This is a genomic window from Lentilactobacillus parafarraginis DSM 18390 = JCM 14109 (genome assembly GCF_001435895.1).
Classification (GTDB): Bacteria; Bacillota; Bacilli; order Lactobacillales; family Lactobacillaceae; genus Lentilactobacillus; species Lentilactobacillus parafarraginis.
Map to the genome: position 1 here is coordinate 1 of NZ_AZFZ01000231.1, position 329 is coordinate 329.

The following is a 329-nucleotide window of genomic DNA, read 5'->3' on the forward strand; positions in this document are numbered from 1 at the left end:
TAAGCGCCATCTGGCAGTTGATATCAATGGCTTTCCGCAGGCCATTCACATGACGCGAGCGAACGTCTCTGATCGAGACGGGGCCAGTGCAATGATCGCTTTACATGCCATGCATTTACGCCAGGTTCAAAATGTCTTAGTTGATGGTGGTTATTCAGGCGTTAATTTTCAGCTCGATGTAGCCAGTAATTTAAACGCAACCGTGCAGGTTGCGAAGCGCAATGAGTTGCATCGATTCGAAGTCATGCCCCAACGTTGGGTAGTCGAACGATCTTTTAGTTGGCTAGAGAATTGTCGGCGACTTTGGAAAAATTGTGAGCGTCAATTAA

At 47.1% G+C, this 329-nt stretch carries 1 protein-coding gene; it reads left to right on the top strand.

Annotated elements, in window-relative coordinates; all coding sequences use genetic code 11:
- Positions 1–329, top strand: a 329-nt coding sequence (locus FD47_RS14845; protein WP_156404179.1) for a transposase, incomplete at both ends; no start/stop codon positions are given.